The sequence below is a fragment of the Dolichospermum sp. LEGE 00246 genome (genome assembly GCF_015207865.1).
Classification (GTDB): Bacteria; Cyanobacteriota; Cyanobacteriia; order Cyanobacteriales; family Nostocaceae; genus Dolichospermum; species Dolichospermum heterosporum.
This window is the reverse complement of sequence record NZ_JADEWA010000012.1, coordinates 1-20,091: the sequence shown is the minus strand read 5'-3', so window position 1 is coordinate 20,091 and position 20,091 is coordinate 1. Positions and strand designations below refer to the sequence as shown.

14 protein-coding genes and 1 pseudogene are annotated in these 20,091 nt (G+C 40.8%); 8 read left to right on the top strand and 7 right to left on the bottom strand.

Annotated elements, in window-relative coordinates; all coding sequences use genetic code 11:
• Positions 1–137: 137 nt before the first annotated feature.
• Together lipB and IQ228_RS01720 are read right to left on the bottom strand one after the other, a co-directional pair.
• On the bottom strand, positions 138–836 hold the full coding sequence (gene lipB / locus IQ228_RS01725) for a lipoyl(octanoyl) transferase LipB (RefSeq protein WP_193962026.1): 699 nt from the start codon (positions 834–836) through the stop codon (positions 138–140).
• Positions 837–998: 162 nt separating this feature from the next.
• Positions 999–1,214 (bottom strand): annotated as a pseudogene (locus IQ228_RS01720) (lipoyl(octanoyl) transferase); the annotation flags it as partial.
• 702 nt (positions 1,215–1,916) lie between these two features.
• On the opposite strand from IQ228_RS01720, the gene hpf reads away from it, so the two are divergent.
• Complete coding sequence (gene hpf, locus IQ228_RS01715; RefSeq protein ID WP_027402588.1) at positions 1,917–2,561, top strand: ribosome hibernation-promoting factor, HPF/YfiA family; 645 nt, start codon at positions 1,917–1,919, stop codon at positions 2,559–2,561.
• A 516-nt stretch (positions 2,562–3,077) separates the two neighbouring features.
• On the opposite strand, the gene IQ228_RS01710 is transcribed toward hpf, so the two are convergent.
• From IQ228_RS01710 to IQ228_RS01695, 4 genes are all read right to left on the bottom strand, one after another.
• A complete protein-coding gene (locus IQ228_RS01710) occupies positions 3,078–3,536 on the bottom strand; it encodes a peroxiredoxin (RefSeq protein ID WP_027402589.1) in 459 nt (152 codons plus the stop codon).
• Positions 3,537–3,560: 24 nt separating this feature from the next.
• Entirely contained in the window at positions 3,561–4,187 is a 627-nt protein-coding gene (locus IQ228_RS01705; RefSeq protein WP_193962025.1) for a PEP-CTERM sorting domain-containing protein, read from the bottom strand.
• Between the two features lie 20 nt (positions 4,188–4,207).
• Entirely contained in the window at positions 4,208–6,592 is a 2,385-nt protein-coding gene (locus IQ228_RS01700) for a cadherin domain-containing protein (RefSeq protein WP_193962024.1), read from the bottom strand.
• Between the two features lie 211 nt (positions 6,593–6,803).
• Positions 6,804–11,540, bottom strand: coding sequence for a choice-of-anchor L domain-containing protein (locus IQ228_RS01695; protein ID WP_193962023.1), 4,737 nt, complete (start codon positions 11,538–11,540; stop codon positions 6,804–6,806).
• Between the two features lie 579 nt (positions 11,541–12,119).
• On the opposite strand from IQ228_RS01695, the gene IQ228_RS01690 reads away from it, so the two are divergent.
• The 6 genes from IQ228_RS01690 (at position 12,120) to IQ228_RS26335 (ending at position 17,305) form a co-directional block, all read left to right on the top strand.
• Positions 12,120–12,407: a helix-turn-helix transcriptional regulator gene (locus IQ228_RS01690; protein WP_193962022.1), complete on the top strand. Its 288-nt coding sequence runs from the start codon at positions 12,120–12,122 to the stop codon at positions 12,405–12,407.
• The gene (locus IQ228_RS01685) at positions 12,370–13,101 is read left to right on the top strand and encodes an NB-ARC domain-containing protein (protein WP_370566794.1); all 732 of its coding nucleotides are present in this window, start codon (positions 12,370–12,372) and stop codon (positions 13,099–13,101) included. Before IQ228_RS01690 ends, IQ228_RS01685 begins: the two co-directional genes overlap by 38 nt.
• A gap of 640 nt (positions 13,102–13,741) precedes the next feature.
• The gene (locus IQ228_RS01680; RefSeq protein ID WP_193962020.1) at positions 13,742–14,872 is read left to right on the top strand and encodes an acyltransferase family protein; all 1,131 of its coding nucleotides are present in this window, start codon (positions 13,742–13,744) and stop codon (positions 14,870–14,872) included.
• 127 nt (positions 14,873–14,999) lie between these two features.
• Positions 15,000–15,998: a UDP-glucose 4-epimerase GalE gene (gene galE, locus IQ228_RS01675; RefSeq protein WP_193962019.1), complete on the top strand. Its 999-nt coding sequence runs from the start codon at positions 15,000–15,002 to the stop codon at positions 15,996–15,998.
• A 189-nt stretch (positions 15,999–16,187) separates the two neighbouring features.
• Positions 16,188–16,832 (top strand): type I restriction enzyme HsdR N-terminal domain-containing protein, encoded by a 645-nt coding sequence (locus IQ228_RS01670; protein ID WP_193962018.1) that lies wholly within the window; start codon positions 16,188–16,190, stop codon positions 16,830–16,832.
• A 245-nt stretch (positions 16,833–17,077) separates the two neighbouring features.
• Positions 17,078–17,305: a hypothetical protein gene (locus tag IQ228_RS26335; protein WP_228043633.1), complete on the top strand. Its 228-nt coding sequence runs from the start codon at positions 17,078–17,080 to the stop codon at positions 17,303–17,305.
• Positions 17,306–17,487: 182 nt separating this feature from the next.
• Here the strand turns inward: IQ228_RS26335 and IQ228_RS01660 are convergent, their stop codons facing one another.
• Positions 17,488–19,557: a VWA domain-containing protein gene (locus IQ228_RS01660; protein ID WP_193962017.1), complete on the bottom strand. Its 2,070-nt coding sequence runs from the start codon at positions 19,555–19,557 to the stop codon at positions 17,488–17,490.
• Positions 19,558–19,892: 335 nt separating this feature from the next.
• Here IQ228_RS01660 and IQ228_RS27285 point away from each other — a divergent pair, with 335 nt between their 5' ends.
• Positions 19,893–20,063, top strand: coding sequence for a helicase-related protein (locus IQ228_RS27285; protein ID WP_370566793.1), 171 nt, complete (start codon positions 19,893–19,895; stop codon positions 20,061–20,063).
• Positions 20,064–20,091: the final 28 nt, after the last annotated feature.

Genomic DNA, 20,091 nt, shown 5'->3' with positions numbered 1-20,091 from the left:
GCGTTGCTGAATCAAGGTATGAAATTTCCAAATTGAACCTTTGAAAATCTTACCTTTGCGCCTTTGCGCCTTTGCGTGAGACTAAAATTCATCCCCTTAATCAGCAACGCCATAAATTTCATGGTGTTGTTGACGAATCATTGGCAGGGCGCAGGACCTGCGCCCCTACTTTCTGAATTTTTCATGGTCACGTCAAATACTTCTGCAAAACATTGATTTATAGAATGTCGGACTTGGTTACAGGTGATGTCGGGAATCCATGCGGCTAAACTGCTGACTGGTTTATCAATAATGCCACAGGGAATAATTTGCTTGAATCCTGTCATGTCTGGACATACATTTAAGGAAAAGCCGTGCATGGTAATCCATTTGCTCACTTTTATACCGATGGCGGCAATTTTGTATCCTTCTAGCCAAACTCCAGTAAAACCAGGAATCCGTTCTCCCTTTAAGTCGTAATTTGCTAAAACGCGAATTAATACTTCCTCAAGTTGACGCAAGTACCAATGGAGGTCTTGGCGGTAATGACGCAAGTTTAAAATGGGATAACCTACCAATTGTCCTGGACAATGATATGTGACTTCGCCACCTCTTTCAATGCGATGCACGTCATAAGCACTTTTGTCAAGATTAAATTTTATAAATTCTGGGTTTGCTCCTGTCCCCAAGGTGTAAACGGGGGGATGTTCTAGTAAAATTAGGACATCATCTAGTTCTGGGTTGTGAATACGCTCTGCAACTAGCGATCGCTGCCACTGATGAGCGGTTTCATAAGGTATTACGCCAACATTATATAGTAAACAACGGTACGGGGTTGATTGAGTGCTAGGAATCATCAGTGCATAAGTAAGGGGGAAGAGGCAAGAGGGAAGACACCCGATAAGGGACTTCCAGGAAATAAATTATCCCAATAAATAAATGAACAAACGAACCACAGAGGCACAGAGAACACAGAGAGAGAAGAAATAGGGAGGGTTTTTGCGTTAGTTTTGGGACATTTTGTCAAGATTAAATTTTATAAATTCTGGGTTTGCTCCTGTCCCCAAGCTGTAAACGGGGGGATGTTCTAGTAAAATTAGGACATCATCTAGTTCTGGGTTGTGAATACGCTCTGCAACTAGCGATCGCTGCCACTGATGAGCGGTTTCATAAGGCATTACGCCAACATTATATAGTAAACAACTGTACGGGGTTAATTGAGTGCTAGGAATCATCAGTGAATAGGTGATAATATAAACCTAACCTCCCCCACCCCCCTTCCCTGCCAGGGAAGGGGGAGTCAAAGCCTCTCCCCTGGTAGGGGAGAGGTTTGGAGAGAGGTTTTATATTTAATTGTGCCAAGCTACTTACCTCTCAATTCCCAAAAATATAGCGAACAAATGTCAAGCTATGCAAAGGATCTTAAAGGAATATCAAGGAAATATACTTTAGAACTCACAAAATGCTAATTTAAATATATAACCTGAATGGGTGTTAGACAGAGGAGAGCATTCAGCTAAGACAATACCAACTAATTTACTGACTGGTGGCAACTTAAAAATTTATTTGTATCAATCAGGATCAAATTTCCCAAAAGGGTTGTATTCTCTATACAATAGTGAAAAAGACTGGGGGACGAAAAAAGGCGGGGACTCCTATTTTGGTAAAGTTCCATGGAAGTAGGCGTTTAAAAGAATCATATCTCAAAAAGCCTAATTCAATAGTTTTGCTTAGATAGCCAATTGCTTAACAACCAGTTGGGAAACAAGACGATAAATAAGCAAGCGCCAACTTGAAGATGCAAGAAGTGTTAAAAATGCTAAAAAACAATGTCTTAGGGATAGGTAACAATTTGTGTCGGTGGCAGTGATAGGCCTGACCGCAATTTCTATTCCTAACTGAAAACATCACATATAATATTGAGCGGGAGAGTTTACATGAAGCTTGTCATCCACGGTAAAAATATTGAAATCACTGATGCAATTCGTGAATATGTGCATCAAAAGATTGAAAAAGCAGTTAGTCACTTCCAGAACATCACCAATGAAGTGGATGTCCATTTAAGCGTAGCTCGCAATCCCAGAATAAGTACGAAGCAAGCAGCAGAAGTAACTATTTATGCTAATGGTAGTGTTATCCGTGCGGAGGAAAGCAGCGAAAGCTTATATGCAAGTATTGACCTAGTCGCAGATAAAATTGCTCGGCAATTGCGGAAATATAAGGAAAAAAGGCAGGATCATAAAACTCAACCTATATCAACTAACGAAGTAGTAGCGCCAGAGAATGTTGCAGCGGATTTAATAGGCGATCGCACTGCTGAATTACCCGAAGAGGTTGTTCGTACCAAATACTTCTCTATGCCGCCAATGACATTGGCTGAAGCGCAGGAACAACTACAATTGGTGGGTCATGACTTTTATATGTTTCATAATGCCGAAACAGGTGAGATTAACGTCATTTATGAACGTAATCACGGCGGTTATGGAGTCATTCAACCCCGCAATAACGGTCATTCTAACAGCAGAAATGGCAAATCAGCCCAAGCCAATGTTGGTATTCCCGAAAAATCTCACTCCAAATAAAGTCTGATTAAATTCTTTATATGTAGAGACGTTTCATGAAACGTCTCTACTAAGTAATTGGACAAAAATATTTACAGTCATTGCGAGGGAAGGGAAGCAATCACCCAATTTTGTGGGATGGGCATCCTGCCTGTCCTTGGTAATTAGCGGGCAATTCGTCCCGCACCACAAGAAACTTTTGGGGATTTTTTTAATTGGAAGTCCCTAAAGCAAAAGCTTAATGGTGTCAACTTAATCTCAAATCCCTACCACATCTCGTTCCTAGTCTCTGACTAGGAATGCAGTTGATGAGGCTCTGCCTCTAATAAGCTGTTACGCAGCTAAATTTGATAACCATAATTTACTTGAACTTTGTAGTGCGGGCATCTTGCCCCCTAGAATTATACAAACTAAATGCACAACAGCTTATCATTGAAGGCAGAGCCTTCTAGAATTCATTCCCAGTCAGAGACTGGGAACGAGATGAAAGAGAGTTAGATCTCCGACTTCTTAGAGAAGTCGGGGATCTTATTTTACTTATGCTGCTAGTTGTTGCAGGGTTTTTAATGCTTCTTCAACGTGGCCTTTAAAGTTCAACATAGAATCAAATACATATTGAACAATACCATTTTGGTCAATTAGGTATGTAACTCGACCGGGAATAAAACCAAAAACGGCAGTTGCGCCATATTGTTTTCGGACTTTATCACCTTGATCACTTAAAAGTGTAAAAGGTAAATTGTATTTATTTGCAAACCTTTGATGAGATTCCCTAGAGTCACCACTCACACCAATAACTTCAGCACCAGCGGCTTGAAACACTTCATATTGATCTCGAAAAGCGCAAGATTCTACAGTGCATCCTGGTGTATCATCCTTGGGATAAAAATAGAGGACAACGGATTTTTGACCCCGAAAATCTGCCAAACTGACATTTTTGCCATTTTGGGCAGGTAGACTAAAATTAGGAGCGATATCTCCAACTTTGATAGACATATTAAAATTATTAATTAGAGAGTGTCAAGATTTGGAATTGCCAGTGTATTTACGTTTAGCCCAAACACCAATACCAAAAAGAATTGTACTACCTAATATTGGTAGGGTATCAGTTTCCCAAGGAACAGCCTGAATTTGAGCATTACTTAGGGTGAGAGTTGATTGACCTGTTGAATCATTAACGTCAACAACCCCAATACCAACATTATAACTTCCCGGTGAAGTGAAGGCATAGCTATAAGTACCATTATTACCAGTTAAGGGTTGAATATTATTGGCAATCGTTACAAAAGCTTGATCTTGATCTGTGCTTGCGAAATCCCAGTTGAAGCTAAACACATCTCCAGAATTGATGTTACTAAAGGTACTTTTAATGGCTGAACCATAAGTATTACCTGGGATAGCAGTTTCCAAATTGTTCGGATCAATACCCAGAAATTCCTCCAAACTACCAGTACCACCACTAGTATTAACCGTAGCTGAACCTGATTGAATAACTGTCTTGTTACTACTAACATCTCCAATGGAGGTAAAGGTACTTAAATCAACTAAGGTGATAGAGTAAGCAGGAGTAGAGATTGATATGGCACTGATACCAGAGGCTAGGGTTATACCGATGGTGATCAGAGGGTTTTTAAGTTGAGTCAACATAGAGGTCCTGATAAAAAATGTTAAAAGACAAAGTTATCAACGTTATTTAACTGGGTGGTAGTGATGTTATCAACCTGAAGGAAGTTCTTAAATATGGCACTACCTGAAATCCCATCTCGATCAATTTGCAGAAAGGTACTACCAGTATTACTACCTGTTCCGGCTACAAACCTGATGTATTTATCCGCAATAGGATTAGTGCCATTATAACTAATACTACTGACTAATTTAGTAAGAACAATTTTGTCTCCTCCCACAGTAAAATCCGTAATCCGTTGTCCCACATCTCGAAGATCGGTAAACACGAACAAATCATTACCCGCACCTCCGGTAATGGTTTTTGCCCCTGGACCGCCTATAATGTAGTCAGAAACAGCAGTTCCTACAATTGGGTTACGTCCATTGTTAATTGAAGGATTACCAATAATTTCATTGAGATCATTAACACCAATAGTTAATTGTTTTTCATGACTTAACCCCCCTTGATCTGTGGTTTTGACACGGATGCTGTAACTATTCTTAGTTTCAAAATCGGGGGAAGCATTAATTTTAAGTTGATTGCTACTAATGGTAAAGACATTATTATCCGTGTCTCCTGCCCCGTTTACCAGGCTATAACTGAAGGTATTACCCGCATCAGGATCTGTGGTGCTGAAATTTCCCACTACAGTGAGAAGGGGAACATTTTCATTAATACTGGTATTACTAAGGATGAGATTTGTTGGGGTTTCATTAACATTGTTAACACCAATAGTTAATTGTTTTTCGTAACTTAACCCCCCTTGATCTGTGGTTTTGACACGAATGTTGTAACTATTCTTAGTTTCAAAATCGGGGGAAGCATTAATTTTAAGTTGATTGCTACCAATAGTAAAGACATTATTATCCGTGTCTCCTGCACCACTGATCAGAGTATAGGTGAAAGTATTACCCACATCAACATCCGTCGTGCTGAAATCTCCGATTACAGTCAGAGAGGCAACATTTTCATTAATACTGGTGTTGCTAAGGATGAGATTTGTTGGGGTTTCATTGAGATCATTGACGTTAATAGTTAATTGTTTTTCGTAACTTAACCCCCCTTGGTCTGTGGTTTTGACACGAATGTTGTAACTATTCTTAGTTTCAAAGTTGGGAGAAGCATTAATTTTTAGTTGATTGCTACTAATGGTAAAGACATTATTATCCGTGTCTCCTGTACCGTTTACCAGGCTATAGGTAAATAATGTGTTACCTGCATCAGGATCAGTGGCGCTGAAATCTCCGATTACAGTGAGAAGAGCAACATTTTCATTAATACTGTTATTGCTAAGGGTTAGACTTGTTGGGGCTTCGTTAAGATCATTGACGTTAATAGTTAATTGTTTTTCGTAACTTAACCCCCCTTGATCTGTGGTTTTGACAAGGATGCTGTAACTACTCTTAGTTTCAAAATCGGGGGAAGCACTAATTTTCAGTTGATTACTATTAATGGTAAAGAGATGATTATCCGTGTCTCCCGCACCACTGATCAGAGTATAGGTGAAGGTATTACCCGCATCAGGATCTGTGGTGCTGAAATTTCCAACTACAGTCAGAAGGGGAACATTTTCGTTAATACTGGTATTGCTAAGGATGAGATTTGTTGGGGTTTCGTTAACATTGGCAACTTGTATATTCAGTGCAGAGACAGTTAAACCCCTCAGAGTAGTCGTTGCCGGTTCCCCAAAATTATCGTGGGCTGTGATCTGAACCTCATAGATATTATCTTGATTACTATCAATGGGATTTTCAAAATCAGGAATATTATTAAACGTGAGTTGACCCGTTGCGGGATCAAGGGTAAATAAAGATTGATCCACTCCCCCTGTAATAGCAAAGGTTAGCGTATCTTGTGGATTAAGCTCAGAAACAGTGAGAATAATATTATTACTATTTTCTAGAAAAGCCCCTGGGGTGGGAATCAGGGGTGCATTATTTACATAATCATCGGTAAAAGCCAAGCCCGATAGATTAGGAATCAGGACAAAATCTGAAGCGGTAACATTTACTTTGGCTAAAAAATGAAGAGTAGCAAAGGGTTCTAGTTTATCAACACCTATTGCTTGACCCAAATCAAATGCGGGTAAAGCGCCTGCTTCTAAATCGCCAATCCGCCCAAGAGTGTTATCTAAAGTACCACCAAAAACGGCGGGAAAGTTTGCAGTAACAACTGTATCAGGGTTAAAAGGATCATCCAAAGATTCTAGAATACTTGGATTCCATTCTATGGAAGACGAAAAACCAATTAATCCAAATGGGTCACTACGGAAGTCACCAACTAAAATTTGTGCATAAAAACTGTTTCCGGCAATAACGCTATCAACAGCACCACCGATAACACTGCCATTATCGGCAAATAGTTGGACTTTAATACTGAATGCCATAATACTTGCTTCAACTTGTCTAAATGAATTCTGACAATAACTGTACACAACGGTGTCTTGACAGTTAAGGGAACACCAAAAAATAAATTACCCAATTTTGTGGGATGGGCATCCTGCCCGTCCTTGATGGTTAGCGGGCAATTCGTCCCGCACCACAAGAAATTTTTGGGTATTTTTTTTAATTGGAAGTCCCTAAGTAGACACTGAGAACTTAAACTGACAATTTCAGTCTAATGTCAGCAGTCAAAGCACTTGCATCAAGGGTATTAATCAGCCCATCACCATTGATATCAGTAGTGGCATCAAAAATTCCCTTGTTAAAGTTTGTTCTTGCTTGGTTCAGTGAACCTAAATCACCAGTATTAACTTTGCCATCATAGTTGATGTCTGAGTTAAAGGTGGATTTACCGGACAAGGCGACCTCGTACTGAGACCAATTAGGAACGTTGGTAAACAATACCAGACCATTAGTAACATTAAAGTTTTCCTTAGCTGCTGAAGGATCATAGGTCAAGTTAACCCGTTGGCTAGAACCCGGATTCACCAACAGGTCTTTATCCCCTGACAAATCCAGATTATTCACAGTCACCCCGCCGACATTAATCTGAATATCGGAAACCACCAGGATACCTGTCCCCGTATTGGTGATATCAAAGTATTTGGTGGTATCAGCATAATTGGGGCGGACATAATCGCTGTCTTGGTAGCCCTTACGGAACTTGGATAGTTCTGTTGTGAATTTGATACTAGAATCATTGGCATTGCCTGAATTATCAGTAATAGCCAAACCTGGAATCACAAGATCAGCTTCCTTGTAAATACCAGTGCCGTCAGGGTAAGCCCCAAAGAGGCTATCATAGCTATTCCCTTCTGCTGTGTAAGCATAACCGTATTCTGAGCCTAGTCCAGAACCGCCGCCAATGCTATAGACATAGGTGGTCTCACCGTAGAGGGTATCGCCATCGGTGTAGCTGGTGACATAGACACTATTGTTGTAGGAACTATCCGTTGTTCCAGCGCTCACTGAGTCAATGGTATACTGTCCTGTATAGCCTGTTTCGTTAGCAATGCTACCAATGGTTTGACCTGCTGTATAGGTTCCTGCTAAAGCGTAGCCATAACCACTATGACTATCGCCATTACCGTAGGTGTAGGTGTAGTTGAATAGTTGGTTCTGGATGTCAGCTTCGTAGTATTGGCTGAAGGAAGAGTCCGAACTATTGCCACTTGAGTCATAGGCATAGCCACCTTCCGAACCAAGTCCCCCATAGCCATTAACACCCTGCCAATCATGGGACACATTGGTTGTTGTTCCATAACCAGTATCGCCATCGGTGTAGCTGGTGACATAGACGTAGCCGTTATAGCCTGCGTTGGTATTGCCTAACTCAACGGAGTTAATGGTGTAATAGCCACCCGACACCTGACCAGGATAGGATTGAAGCTGACCAGGATTATTAGCAAAGGTCGTATTTAATAAAGTTTGACCGCCTGAAGTGTTGACAGTAAATTCGTCTGGACCGGCACCCCAATTACCAATCCCATCCCAACTGTTTATAATAAACAAGTCAAACTCTACGGTGACGCTACCGTTTAGAGCGACATCATTGAGCGCTAGGCTCACCGTATCGTTACCAAATTCACCGAGGAAATTGCGGGAACCAACAGGAGTTGTGGAACGGGTCGAGCTTGACCAACCAGTTACGGAATTGCTTTCAAAGTCATTGGAGTAATTGAAACCACCAGCAGTCACTTTGACATTATCCAATCCCCAACTTTCATTACCGATATCCTGTAGGCCAGAGCCTATAAAATTCAGGGTTAGGGCATCAGATACATTAGTAAAGGTATAGGACAGGTGGTAGACTGAATCCACACCCCAACTAAAACCAAGATTATTGTTTTCAACCGCTCCTGTACCGCTAGGATAAAGATTGGTTTCGTTAGCAATGCCGCCAATGGTTTGACCTGCTGTATAGGTTCCTACTGCTGCGTAGCCATAACCACTGTAACTATCGCCATTACCGTAGCTATAGGTGAAGTTATATTTCTGATTACCCAGAATATCGGCTTCGTAGTATTGGCTAAAGTAGGGGTCGAAACTATTGCCGTTTGCGTCATAGGCATAGCCATATTCTGAGCCTAAACCAGAGTAGCCAGTTCCACTGCTGATATTAGTTGTTGTTCCGTAACCCGTATCGCCATCTGTGTAGCTGGTGACATAGACAAGATTGTTAAAGGAACTATCTAAAGTAGTGGAGGCAATGGAGTCAATGATGTACTCGCCATAATTCCCCAACAACGTAGTTTCGTTATAAAAGATGCCAATGACTTGACCTGCTGTATAAGTACCTTCCACAGCATAAACATAACCCGTATAACTATCCCTGTTATTGTACCTATAGGTAAAGTTATATTGGCTGTAAACCGAACCTATGAGAATTGGTTGGGATGTTTCCACATCTAGAGAGTAGTAGGGATTGTCATCCGCTAAAGCAGCACTATCTACTGTGGTTGTGAAATAGTAAGTCCCGGTGGAATTTTCTGTTTGAAAGCGCAGAAGAGCAAAGCGTTCTAACTGATTAACTCCTATAGCTTGACCCAAATCAAAAGCGGGGAGAGAACCGCCACTGAGGTTGTTAATCAAGCCACTGCTATTGTCTACAGTTCCATCCTGTAATAGTGGGAAATTGGCGGTGATAATGTTGGCGGGGTCAAAGGGCGTATCAATAGATTCCAGAATCAGCCCATCCCAAGCTAAATTAAGTCCTAAACCGTTAACCCCAGCCGCATTTCCACGCAGGTCTCCTACTTGTATTTCTACAAAGAAGGAACGATTTAGTCCTACTTGGTCATTGCTGATTATTTCACCAGGTGTTCCATTGTTATCTGCCAGCAGATTCAGTCGCACTTGCAGGACGGCAGGCAAATCTGCTTCGTTATAGCTGTCGAAACGAGTGTCTCCTGAATAGTTGGCATTGTAGGCATGGCCATATTCAGAGCCTAAACCATTGTAGCCCCATGAGCTAATACTATTTGTTGTACCATAACCAGTATCCCCATCGGTGTAGCTAGTCACATAGACGTAGTTGTTGTTGACAAGACTGGTATTGTCAACAGAATCAATGGTGTAATAGCCTGGGTTGCCTGTTTCATTGGTGTAACCATCCAATACTTGACCAACCGTATAAGTTCCCTGTGCAGCATAGCCATAACCAGAATAGCTATCTCCATTACCATAGGTATAGGTGAAATTGTATTGTTGGGTTTGTTGCTGGTAGGTATCATTGATAGTAACGGTTGCCGAGTCTTTAGTTAGGGATGCTTCCCCTGTGACGTTGATAAGATTAACGGTAAAGGTTTCATCACCTTCAAGATAATAGTTCTCCGTAATAGGAACGGTAATATTTTGAACACTGTCGCCTGGATTGAAAGTTAAAGTCCCTGTGACTGGGGTGTAGTCCTCGCCTTCGGTAGCACTGCCGGGGGTCACGCTATAGTCAACGGTAAAAGTTTTGTTAGTGATTCCCGTTAAAGTTACAGGAATAATAACCTGGGGTGAACCATTTTCGGGAACGCTAACATCAGCAATAGAAAGGGTGGAACTTCCCCCTTTAACTTCAACAATGCCTCTGATCGGCCAATGATTAGCCACATCGTTCCATCTGCCTAGACCATCCCAGTTCTTGATGGCATAGTTTTCATCGCCATTGTTATTGGGTTCACCTGGAATCCAGTTGGTGTAAGTGCTGGTTTCGCCGTTGACCCACTGAAATTGTCCTTCATTAGCGGCATCGGTGTAACCAATCCAAAAATACTCTGAACTACCAAAGGTATTGGCTAGGAATTGATTTTCGGCGGCATCATTAATCGTGACCAGATTTCCACCCAGGGCTTGGGCTTGAGCTTGGGCATCTGTCCAGGAGGTAGCAGTAGTTAGATAATAGGTTGATGCCTGGACTTGAATAGAAACCTCGGCTATGCTGGCATTGCCTTGACTATCAGCTAGGGTATATTCAAATTGATCAACCCCAGAGAACCCTGTTGGCGGCGTATAAACTAACTGGTCATCGGCTAGGTTGTCTGGCGTTCCGTTGTCTGAAAGTGCTACAGACCCGCCGTTATCACTTGTTTGTTGGAAATCAACAATTATCGGCGTTTCACCACTAGAAACAAGATCATTCGTCAAGACATCAATCGTTGTGGATGTGTCTTGATTCACATTCATGACATCATTAACAGACACCAAAGGCGTAGAAATAAAACCGCCATTCTTAATGAATACCGCAGAGTCTAAAACACTATCGCTATTGTCAGCGATCGCTAACTTAAAATGATAGGTTTGACCTGGTGTTACAGTTGCAACCGCTGTTAAAGGCGTAGTTAACCCATCGAATCCTATATTAAAGGGCGTATTCCCAAAACCATAGTCACTTGGGTCGTTGTTGCGGTAATACCCAGAATTGCTTACCAGATTAACGTTATTGACGGCGATCGGGGTGTTTGTACCGGGAATAACTGCAATATTTTGCTTATTACCCTGAGAATCGGTTATGAAGAAGCCAAAAACATCGTTGAAACTAGAGTTGACAAATTCGTTATACTCTTCAGAGGCAAACACATACTGGAAACTGATAAAATTCTTCGTCGGAGTAAAGTCAAATTCCAAAACCGCCGCATCTCTAGTTGCGCTAGGAGAAACTAACTGATTTAAATCAGCATCCCCATCAGTAGCGAATGCAGTGCTAGTGGAGTCGCTATTATTGGGACCATAAATATTGGCGACATCACCAGTGCTGAGGATGATTCCTGAATCAATACCAATTCCCAGAGAGGGATCATTAAAGATGCCTGCGGCGCGGCTATCTCCAGTATATTCAGCATTTGTAACCTCAACACCTGAGCCAATAAGACTCGAAACCAAGTTATCCGTGTTTGGTGCTGTCATAAATATGACTCTGTATATAGTTGCTTTTTTGAGTATATACTATAAATAACTAAGTTCCGTACTGACTATTACTGACCTTGTACTGACTTTGATCGCATATATATTAAGTTTTTTTAAAAATATACATGAACTGTTCCTACAATCTTTTTCACCGGATGTCTACTATACCTTTGCTATTTTTTTGTAAGTTGGGTTTCGGACTCTAATCCAACAGACGAATCAAGGCTTTTTTCAATTAAGCGCAGGTATTAATGTGTGATAAGTAGTGAGACAGAATTAATTACACAATGTCATTGGGAACGAAACGAAGTGAAATGAAGCAATCGCCAGGGTTGTGATTGCTTCCCTTCGCTCGCAATGACTGTAAATATTTTTGTCCAATTACTTATATCTATCTTTGGATAGATGACAGATAAGCCTCAAGGCATAAGCTTGACAGTTGCTTAATTGGTGCGTTAAGATGCAGAAAAGAAATTAAAAATTAGACTCATAAATTGCCCAAAATAAGCGGGTTTAAGCGTAAAAATGAACCATCGTCTGTACGCTTTCATCATGGGAATAACCAATTAAGAAAAATCAATGCCAAGATCACTATGCCTTCGTTATGACTGTATTGACAAGGTTAGGGTGGCTGTTACACGCAATGGATATGCTAACCAAAGAGCCTTAGCTGATGATACCGGATTATCCTTAGCTACAGTTAGTAATTTCTTAACTGGTAAACCTGTTAACTATAGAACCGTTGAAGAACTATGTCACAAATTAAATCTAGATTGGCAAGAAATTACTACTAGCACCACTGAAGTAGTATCTACCCCCCCCCCCCGCAATCCGGACAAATACGCAAAAAAAAAACAATTTCAATAAATTCCAAGACTGGGGAACAGCAATTGATATTTCACCATTTTACGGACGCAGGGAAGAACTGATCCAGCTAGAATCATGGATTATCCAAGATAGCTGTCGGTTGGTAGGATTGTTCGGTATCAGTGGAGTTGGTAAAACAGCTTTAGCTACTCAACTAGCAAAACAGATTGGGGGTGAGTTTGATTGCGTTTTTTGGCGTTCAGTGCCTACTGTTCCATCTTTTGAGAGTATGATCACTGACTTGCTATCTTTTGTCTCTAATCACAAAGAAAGCAAATCCGACATTAATAAAGTTATCCATTATTTGCGTACTCGTCGTTGTCTGATTATCTTGGATAATCTTGACCCGGCTTCAGATATTAATTATATAAAATATACTCAACTAACCCAAATAATTGCGGAAACACACCATCAAAGCTGTCTCATTTTCACCAGTCAATCCAAACCTGCTGAAGTTGGTTTTATGGAGAAGTGGACATTATCAGTACGTTCTTTGGGATTATTGGGTTCATCAGAAATAGCTTTTTCCCTAATCCAATCAAAACAATTATTGGGAACTGATGAACAAAAATATGAACTATGCTATCTCTATGGAAATAATCCCCGTAAAATTAAAGTGGTTGTTAGTACCATCATTGACTTATTTGATGGTGACATTGGTAAGTTTCTAGGATCAGTAGTGAGACAGAATTAATTACACAATGTCATTGCGTTAGCCATAGGGAACGAAGTGAAATGAAGCAATAGCGTTCGCGGAGCTTCCCGGAGGGAACTAGCGCTGCTGCAAGCAGTTCGCCAGGGTTGTGATTGCTTCCCTTCGCTCGCAATGACTGTAAATATTTTTGTCCAATTACTTAAGGGATCACCAAAAAATAAATTACCCAATTTTGTGGGATGGGCATCCTGCCTGTCCTTGGTAATTAGCGGGCAATTCGTCCCGCACCACAGGAAACTTTTGGGGATTTTTTTAATTGGAAGTCCCTAAGCAGTAAACCAAAAAATAAATTACCCAATTTTGTGGGACGGGCATCCTGCCTGTCCTTGGTAATTAGCGGGCAATTCGTCCCGCACCACAGGAAACTTTTGGGGATTTTTTTAATTGGAAGTCCCTAAGCAGTAAACCAAAAAATAAATTACCCAATTTTGTGGGACGGGCATCCTGCCTGTCCTTGGTAATTAGCGGGCAATTCGTCCCGCACCACAAGAAACTTTTGGGGATTTTTTTAATTGGAAGTCCCTAACTCCACAAAAAGAAATGCCCAATGTCATTCTGTTCGTGCAGCGTGCCAGAGGCATTACCAGACTACTAGATTCTCAAATAGATTATTCTGCTTATGCGTCTGAGTTCACTTGATGTGTTTCGTGGTATCACCATTGCAGCGATGATTCTCGCTAATATGGCCGGAGTTGCAGATGATGTTTATCCTTCTCTCAGTCATGCCCAATGGCACGGTTGTACACCTACTGACTTAATATTTCCCTGCTTTTTATTCATTGTCGGTGTAGCAATGACGTTTTCTTTAGCAAAATATACCGCAGATAACAAACCTACTCAAGGAGTTTATTTACGCATCCTGCGCCGGACTGCGATTCTATTTATATTGGGTTTAGTATTAAATGGTTTTTGGAATCAAGGTGTTTGGACTTTTGATTTAAGTAGTATCCGCTTGATGGGGATATTACAACGGATTGCTTTAACTTATCTTTTTGCATCTTTAATAGTTTTAAAATTACCTCGCAAAAGTCAATGGTTAGTAGCAGGAGGCTTACTCCTTGCTTATTGGTTAACAATGATGTATGTTCCTGTTCCTGATTATGGTGCGGGAGTGCTGACGCGAGAAGGTAATTTTGGTGCATTTATTGATAGATTGATTATTCCCAAAGCACATTTGTATAAAGGTGATGGGTTTAATTTTATGGGAGACCCAGAAGGACTTTTCAGCACTATTCCGGCAATAGTTAGCGTTTTGGCTGGTTATTTTACAGGGCAATGGATTAAAGATAAAAAACAGGCTAGTTCACAAACTAGCATGGATTTAGTATTGTTTGGTTTGTGTTGTTTGGTAATTGCAATTATTTGGGATGTGTCATTTCCCATTAATAAGAAAATTTGGACAAGTTCCTATGTTTTATTTACCTCTGGTTGGGCGTTAATCTTATTAGCAGCTTGTTATGAGTTGATAGAGGTGAGGCTAATTAAACGCTGGAGTAAGCCTTTTGAGATCATGGGATTAAATGCGATCGCTCTTTTTGTAGCTTCTGTATTTCTAATTAAAATCATAGCCAAAACTCAACTGGGTACAGGTGAAACTGCTGTTAGTATCTATAATTGGATTTACAAAAATATCTTTGCATCTTGGGCAGGAAATTTCAATGGCTCATTTTTGTTTGCATTTGTCACCTTGTTATTTTGGTATGGTGTGGCTGTCTTAATGTATCAGAAACGCTGGTTTATTAAAGTGTAAATAAAATTCTGCTGGGACAGGCATATTAACCAGAGATCAGATCCCCGACTTCTTGAAGAAGTCGGGGATCTGATTTCAAATTAAGCTAAATTAGATTAACAAAATGACCATCAAGGAGAAATAAACTATGTCAGCGAGAAAACCTAGTATTTTGGTGACAGGGGGGGCAGGATATATTGGTTCTCATACAGTGTTAGCACTCAAGCAAGCTGGTTATGAGGTAGTCATCCTGGATAATTTGGTGTATGGACATCGGGATTTGGTAGAACAGGTTTTAGAGGTAGAATTAATTGAAGGGGATACGAGCGATCGCACTTTATTAGATAATCTTTTTCAGAGTCGCCATTTTGCCGCAGTTATGCACTTTTCCGCCTATGCTTATGTAGGTGAATCTGTCACTGACCCAGCTAAATATTACCGGAATAATGTTTTAGGAACGCTGACATTATTAGAGTCAATGTTAGCAGCTTCAATTCAGAAATTCGTCTTTTCTTCCACCTGTGCCACCTATGGTGTACCGAATTTTATTCCGATTACGGAAGATCATCCCCAAAATCCCATTAATCCCTATGGGGCAACTAAATTAATGGTAGAAAGGATATTAACTGATTTTGATGTGGCATACAATTTTAAATCAGTACGTTTCCGCTATTTTAATGCTGCCGGTGCTAACCCTGAAGGATTATTAGGAGAAGATCACCATCCCGAAACCCATTTAATCCCTTTAGTGTTACAAACAGCATTAGGTCAACGGGAAGCTATTAGCATTTTTGGGACTGATTATCCTACTCCTGATGGTACTTGTATTCGGGATTATATTCATGTCAATGATTTAGCCGATGCCCATATTTTGGGACTAGAATATTTATTAAATGGTGGTGAAAGCGAAGTTTTTAACTTAGGTAATGGTAACGGTTTTTCAGTTAGAGAAGTGATTGCTGCGGCAGAAGATGTCACAGGTATGGTAATATCAGTCAAAGAATGCGATCGCCGTCCCGGAGATCCTCCAGCCCTAATTGGTACAAGCGAAAAAGCTCAGAAAATCTTAAATTGGCAACCTCAATATCCAGGTATTAAAGATATCGTCTCTCACGCTTGGCAATGGCATCAACAAAGGCATAAATAAAAACCCTAAGAGGTTGTTTGAAAACTTTTTCGTGTGGGATCTGACACCCGCAGATCCCCCTAAATCCCCCTTGAAAAGGGGGACTTTAAGGAATTTAGCCCCCCTTTGTAAGGGCTTTGTAAGGGGGGTTGGGGGGATCTCGATTAATTCTGATACTTTTCAAACATCCTCTAAGGGAGAAATATGAAAATGGTTCAATCTATTGCGGCCAAGGATGTGACGCTAGGGGAATTAAAGCAAAATTTTGGCATTCAAATCGTTCAAGATGCTACTTTTTTTCCTGAGTGGTTGGATGGGCTTGAGGCTTTGAACAAAGAAGATCAACATTTATTAGATCGGGTGAAGGCTAATTTTTTAGAATTGATGGATGATCCGCCAATGCTAGAAAATACGGTAAAGATGGTGGTACTTGCGCCCTTGTTAGATTTAGCTGGTTTTTATCATAAACCGTTTAGGATTGAAACAGAAACGGGTGTGGCTTTAGAAATGGAGGATGAAGGAACGATTATTCGGGGGCGGATTGATGTTTTGGTGTTAAAAAATCGGCTTTGGTTGTTGGTAATTGAATCAAAACGGAGTGATTTTGCGGTGACACGCGCAATTCCTCAAGCTTTGGCTTATATGTTGGGTAATGAGGAAACTGTGCTACCAACCTTTGGCATGATTACCAATGGTAATGAGTTTTTATTTTTAAAGGTATTGGAACATAAATATGCTAATTCACGGCTGTTTTCTTTGGTAAATCCTGATAATGAGCTTTATAGTGTATTACAGGTATTAAAACGTTTGGGAACGGAGGCGATAGCGAACGCATTGCGTCCCGAAGGGAACTAGCGCGACCTAGGAATCGCGTTCAGTGAGACATAGGAATATTCTGGAGCTAAAATTAGAGAACAAGTTGCTGCAATTATTATGGAGTTTTTAGCATTATTAACTTAACTTATAAACATAAACAAGAAACCTTTATTAAAGATGATGTTTCTCTCAGGTTAAACAATTTAACCAACCACTTAAAACAAATTCAGGGGTTATTACAAGACGGTAATAATGATGTCGTCAAAAATTTGATTAGAGAGACAATGTATTTTATTGAATGGATAGCCCCAGATGTAGAATTTGATTATGCTTTTGAATTAGCGAATTTAGGACGGTTTTTGACCCGTTGGTTGTTTAAATGGGAGCAAATCTGGAACGATAAAGAAGCTAGAAATCAGGTAAATCAAGAACTTGGTAATTGGAATGACCGTGTTTTGCAAATATCACAATTAACTGTCAATACTATTGCCAAAACCCTGAAACCCTATTGATATCGTGACGATTTTATTGGGTTTCAGCCGTTTTATAAAACGCAACAGATTTCACTTTTATTATGTACACCTACTTAGTCGTAGAAACAGGGAATAACGTAATGTAGGTGAAATGCTGAAACAGCAGGGGATGCGGGGGGTGTCAATTTTGTTGAATGCTGGTCTAAGCGAAATCATCTCAATCACTTCCTGGTCATTAACTCCCTAGATTGCTCCACTAAGCGAATAAACTCACCCCGATAACCTTCCTGATCTTCCCCCTGACCTTGAGTTGCTAATTTCATTACCAAATCATAGTTAGCATTCCCTTTGTACTCAGAATCACGGAGGATCATGCCAAAAGTGGCGATCGCCGCCGCAAATCTCAAATTAGTTGATGGTGTTTGGTTAACGTTGAATTCACTATCTTTGATAGTCTGAGTAATTAATTGACTGGCGCTGTCCTGGGGTAATTTATAGCGGAGTTTCACCAACATCATCTCATTATCGGCAGTATCGGTCGCATTTACACCAGAACGCTGATACCGCAAGGGATCTACCTCTGGTAATTTCACATCACTCTTCGTACCAGTAGGAATAATTTCATACAGTGCAGTCACCGAATGACCAGCCCCAATTTCCCCTGCATCTTTCTTATCATCATTGAAATCTTGGTTTTGCAACAGGCGATTTTCATAGCCAATTAAGCGATATGCTTGCACTTTAGCGGGATTAAATTCCACCTGAATTTTCACATCCTTGGCAATGGTAAACAGCGTTCCCCGAATGTCATTAACTAGGACTTTTTTAGCTTCCAATAAGGTATCAATATAGGCATAGTTACCATTACCCTTATCAGCTAGTTGTTCCATTTTGCCATCTTTATAGTTGCCAGTCCCAAATCCCAGCACTGTCAGGAAAATTCCCTGGTCTCGCTTCTGTTCAATTAATCTGGTCAATTCCGCATCACTAGAAACCCCGACATTAAAATCTCCATCGGTCGCCAAAATTACTCTGTTATTACCTGATTTAAGGAAGTTTTGTTTGGCGATTTTGTAAGCCAATTCAATCCCCTGACCACCAGCAGTAGAGCCTCCAGCCTGCAAGCGGTCAATGGCTGCTAGAATTTTTGTTTTTTGATTTCCAGGGGTAGCAGGTAAGACGACACCCGCATTTCCGGCATAAACTACTAAACTTACCCTATCTTCAGGACGCAGTTTATTGACTAGCAATTTTAAAGACTGTTGCACCAAGGGTAATTTGTCGGGTTCACCCATAGAACCGGAGACATCAATTAGAAATACGAGGTTGCTGGGTGGTAAGGTTTCATTTTCTAAGCGTTTACCTTGCAAACCTACTTGTACAAGTTTATGTTGGGGATTCCAGGGAGCAGCAGTAACTTCAGTTGTGACGGAAAAAGGTCTATTTCCTGTGGGTTGAGGGTAATTATAAGTGAAGTAGTTAATTAATTCCTCTATGCGGACTGCATCTTTGGGTGGTAATTGCCCTTGGGTAATAAACCGGCGCATATTACTGTAGGCTGCTGTATCTACATCTATGGAAAAGGTGGAAAGAGGGTCATTACCAACACGATGAAAGGGATTATCGTCAATGCGGTTATAGTTTTCTGTATTGAAGTTACCACCTGTTTGGGGTTCGGGGGCAACCATACCACGAACACCACCCCCAACTGTGAGTTTAGGGCTACTGTAACGGTTATCAGTAGATGTGACAGGTGAACTCGCTGGGAAATTCAGAGGAGGTGCAATAACTACGCCGGATGGTTTAGTCTTACGGATAGATTGGTCTTGAATGCGTTCTCTGCTAGGTTGAATGGGAGCGATATTACTACGAGCTTCTAATTTATCTTCATCTTTGGGATTGTTGAGAATTGCTAATTCTGGGGCAAATTCTTTTTGTAAGCGTTGTAGGGTTTGTATATCTGTTTCGGCAACTGTGGTGGGGTTATTTGCTATGAGTTCATTGATGCGCTGTGAACAAGTATTCAAGACTGTAGCAAATTCTGTGCGGGTGAGGGGAAGAGTGCCAAAGTTGGGGACGGAAGCGACACAACTATAATTGTTAACTAATGCCTGAAGTGCTTGGTAGTTAGGGTGATTGGGTAAAATGGAGTTGGCTGAGATGGTTGAATTGGTGGGAATTGCTTTTGTCAGAGACTGATTTAAAACGGCAATTCCTACTGTTGGTATTAATAATAGGAGTGTTAAAATACTGACTCGCTGCCACGTTTTGGACGAAATCGGGTAAGACATTACTAAATCCTCATAGATGTTTGCCCTGTTGTACTTACCTAGAATAGTCCTGAGCAGGGTGAAATTTGATCACCGTTACAGTTTTGGTAACTGTAGGGGATACAATACTTCACATAGTCAAAAGAGGCAGGGGAGCAGGGGGAAAGACACCAGACGGAACTTTTACTCCGCCCCAGTTCAAGCGTCCTCGAAAGACGGGGCTTCTTTAGGAGACGCTCCGCGAACGGTACCCATGTTTCGCTCCGCTCCACCCAGAGGAGAAGGGCTTGCTCCCCCCGCTAGAAAGCCCCCTTCCCCTCTGCCTCTTCTGGTAACAATATCTCCACGAAAAGAAGGTGAGTGCAGCTTTTCGGGATCATGTTTCTGTACTGTTAGCATCGAAAACAGGGGGAGAATACCGGAATATTCAATTTGCGAATGCGATCGTAAATTATGACCTGCCTTGGAATTCAATGAAAATCGAACAGTGGACGTATTCACCACATTGTCCAGGCAATTTTTTTTAAAATTTAAGTTAATAAAATAGGATAATTA

Coding starts and splice junctions, on each gene's coding strand:
- IQ228_RS01670 (WP_193962018.1), top strand. CDS start 16,188: ATGGTTCAATCTATTGCGGCCAAGGATGTGACGCTAGGGGAATTAAAG.
- IQ228_RS01710 (WP_027402589.1), bottom strand. CDS start 3,536: ATGTCTATCAAAGTTGGAGATATCGCTCCTAATTTTAGTCTACCTGCC.
- IQ228_RS01695 (WP_193962023.1), bottom strand. CDS start 11,540: ATGACAGCACCAAACACGGATAACTTGGTTTCGAGTCTTATTGGCTCA.
- IQ228_RS01690 (WP_193962022.1), top strand. CDS start 12,120: ATGCCAAGATCACTATGCCTTCGTTATGACTGTATTGACAAGGTTAGG.
- IQ228_RS01680 (WP_193962020.1), top strand. CDS start 13,742: ATGCGTCTGAGTTCACTTGATGTGTTTCGTGGTATCACCATTGCAGCG.
- galE (WP_193962019.1), top strand. CDS start 15,000: ATGTCAGCGAGAAAACCTAGTATTTTGGTGACAGGGGGGGCAGGATAT.
- hpf (WP_027402588.1), top strand. CDS start 1,917: ATGAAGCTTGTCATCCACGGTAAAAATATTGAAATCACTGATGCAATT.
- lipB (WP_193962026.1), bottom strand. CDS start 836: ATGATTCCTAGCACTCAATCAACCCCGTACCGTTGTTTACTATATAAT.
- IQ228_RS26335 (WP_228043633.1), top strand. CDS start 17,078: ATGTATTTTATTGAATGGATAGCCCCAGATGTAGAATTTGATTATGCT.
- IQ228_RS01660 (WP_193962017.1), bottom strand. CDS start 19,557: ATGTCTTACCCGATTTCGTCCAAAACGTGGCAGCGAGTCAGTATTTTA.
- IQ228_RS01700 (WP_193962024.1), bottom strand. CDS start 6,592: ATGGCATTCAGTATTAAAGTCCAACTATTTGCCGATAATGGCAGTGTT.
- IQ228_RS01705 (WP_193962025.1), bottom strand. CDS start 4,187: ATGTTGACTCAACTTAAAAACCCTCTGATCACCATCGGTATAACCCTA.